This is a genomic window from Fulvivirga sp. (genome assembly GCF_040220315.1).
Lineage (GTDB): Bacteria > Bacteroidota > Bacteroidia > Cytophagales > Cyclobacteriaceae > Fulvivirga.
Genome location: NZ_JAVJUY010000184.1, coordinates 1 through 2271, shown reverse-complemented (window position 1 = coordinate 2271; position 2271 = coordinate 1). Strand labels below are relative to the sequence as shown.

Annotated in this window: 2 protein-coding genes; both read right to left on the bottom strand. The window is 37.1% G+C overall.

Going from position 1 to position 2271, the window contains the following annotated elements; all coding sequences use genetic code 11:
* A partial coding sequence (locus RLO81_RS08795) for a serine hydrolase domain-containing protein (RefSeq protein WP_350110203.1) occupies positions 1-1004 on the bottom strand: 1004 nt, incomplete at its 3' end.
* A gap of 96 nt (positions 1005-1100) precedes the next feature.
* Positions 1101-1748 (bottom strand): hypothetical protein, encoded by a 648-nt coding sequence (locus RLO81_RS08790; protein WP_350110200.1) that lies wholly within the window; start codon positions 1746-1748, stop codon positions 1101-1103.
* Between the last annotated feature and the right edge of the window lie 523 nt (positions 1749-2271).

Genomic DNA, 2271 nt, shown 5'->3' with positions numbered 1-2271 from the left:
TCTACAAATCTTACAAAATCTGCAAAATACAATCCATTACTACCATTGTGGGCAACCATCTTGGTTTCTCTATTGGTTTTAGAGATTGCCCAACCGTACCCATAAAAGGATGTTATTTCATCATTCTCGGCAACATGTGGTGTTTCCTGGACTGCCCTTGATTGGGATGTTAAAACGAGGTTGGCTTCTAAAGCAACATGCCATTTATACAGATCTTCAACGGTAGAATGGATATCTCCTTTACCTATGCTATACCAATGATTATCATTGTAAGGGAGGTGTTGCTGGGTGGTTCCCCAATCTACCCACTGCTCATCGGTTCTGTGGTAGTAGTACCCATGTGCCAGTCTTTCTGTATGAAAATTGATGCTTTTATATCCCGTGCTTTTCATTTGAGAAGGTTCAAATAAATAGTCCTGCAGAAAAGAACCATACGTTTGATTTGAAACAGACTCTAATATAGCAGTGAGCAAGATGTAGTTGGCATTGGCATATTGGTACTTTGTTCCGGGTTCTGATTGTAATGCTGATTCAAAAAATTCTGTTAAAAACTGTTCTTTGCTTGCTTCGTCATATCTAAAACCTCCAGTTCTATTGGAAATCCCTGATGTATGCGTTAATAATTGATGAATCGTTATATCCCTTTTGTCGATAGGTGCCTGGTCAAAATAAGAACTTATTTTATCTGATGTTTTGATCTTTCCTTGCTCTACAAGTTTCAAAATAGCTGATGCAGTAAATTGTTTTGTTACAGAACCAATATTAAAAACCGTTGAAGGTGAGTTGGGTATCTTATTTTCCCTATCTGCCCATCCATAGCCTTTCGATAAAATGATTTCTCCTTTTTTAGCAACTAAAACAGATCCGGAAAAGCCTTTTTTCACGCTTAATGCCAAATATGAATCAATTTTATTGATGAGCTCTGTAGTCGTAATTTGAGAAAAAGAGCTTGAAGCTGAAAAAGTTATGAAAGCAAAAAATAGTGTTTTGATAGGTAAATTCAATGTATGATTGTTTGGTGATAAATAGGTCTGCCTTTTAGTATTTTACTAATGCCTGACAAGCCAGGAATCATAAGTCCTGACTTGCCAGACTAAGTTTTAGAATTTCCACCCTATGTAAAGGTTTGGCTCAAAAAGAAAGACGTTTCCATATTTGTCATCAAACTCCTTAAACCCTTCAGGAGAATTGTTGTCAAACATCCACTGGTTGCAATGAACCTGAGGTTCAACGAAAAATCGTTTTTTCTTCCCAAATGCAACATGGTAGCCCAAATGAATAGAGTTGTAAACTTTAAATCCATTTTTAATTTTATTACCGTCTAAATCCGTATAGGTTTGAATTTGCGGAAGGACTTCAACAGCTGCAAATAGCCCTTTCCAAAGCATACGTTGGTACGTGATGCCAATTCCTGTCTCCCTTAAATATCCATCGTAATATTCAGTCCCAGACTCTATTTTATCGACAACACCATCCCACCATGTGATGCCCATGGGTTGAAATAATCGCCAGGTGGCAAACTTTACCCCAATGATGTTCTTATTATCCAGGTTGCGCTTTACATGTAATTCTACCATTTGAATACTTGTTCGATCACTATAACCAGAGATAATCTCATCTGGAACAATATAAGGAATACTTACCCTCCACTTATAATCAACTTCAGTTTCTTCACCCTGTCGTGAATTGATTTGAGCAAATGCACCAAATGTGCTTAGAAATAAAAGAATCGTAATTAGATTTTTCATGATAATGTTTTTTTAGGTTCGATTACTACAAAGCCCTTCCCTTATGGTTAGTTTGTTTGGTAAAGGAGAAAGGAATCATCGATCATTTACTTTGCTTTAATTAATTGATGATGCGAAGATGAAGCGGAATTGCAGGTGAATCGTTCTGAAATGAAATTCCGAACTTAATAATGAGATTTGGAACTTTTTGGCCAGACTTAAGTTTGAACAACCAAAATCGATATAGACTTACTAATGATTTGAATAATTCTGCGGAATTGACCGCTGGCCAACCTTAGAAATAGACCTTGTACATGAGATTGGGGAAGAGTCCTACCTGAGTGACATAGCCGATGTTATCTGGTTCGCTATCATCAAAGTACTCATCTATTCTTCCTTATGCATCAGTGATGTCATAGATGTTGAGGTAAAGTTCGTGTGTGGTTTTTGGTTTATTCCACTTGTAGTTCATGGAGAGATCTATCTGATACAGGTCGTCAAGGGATGATTCATAGGCCTTGTCATAGTCCAGTATCGGTTATTG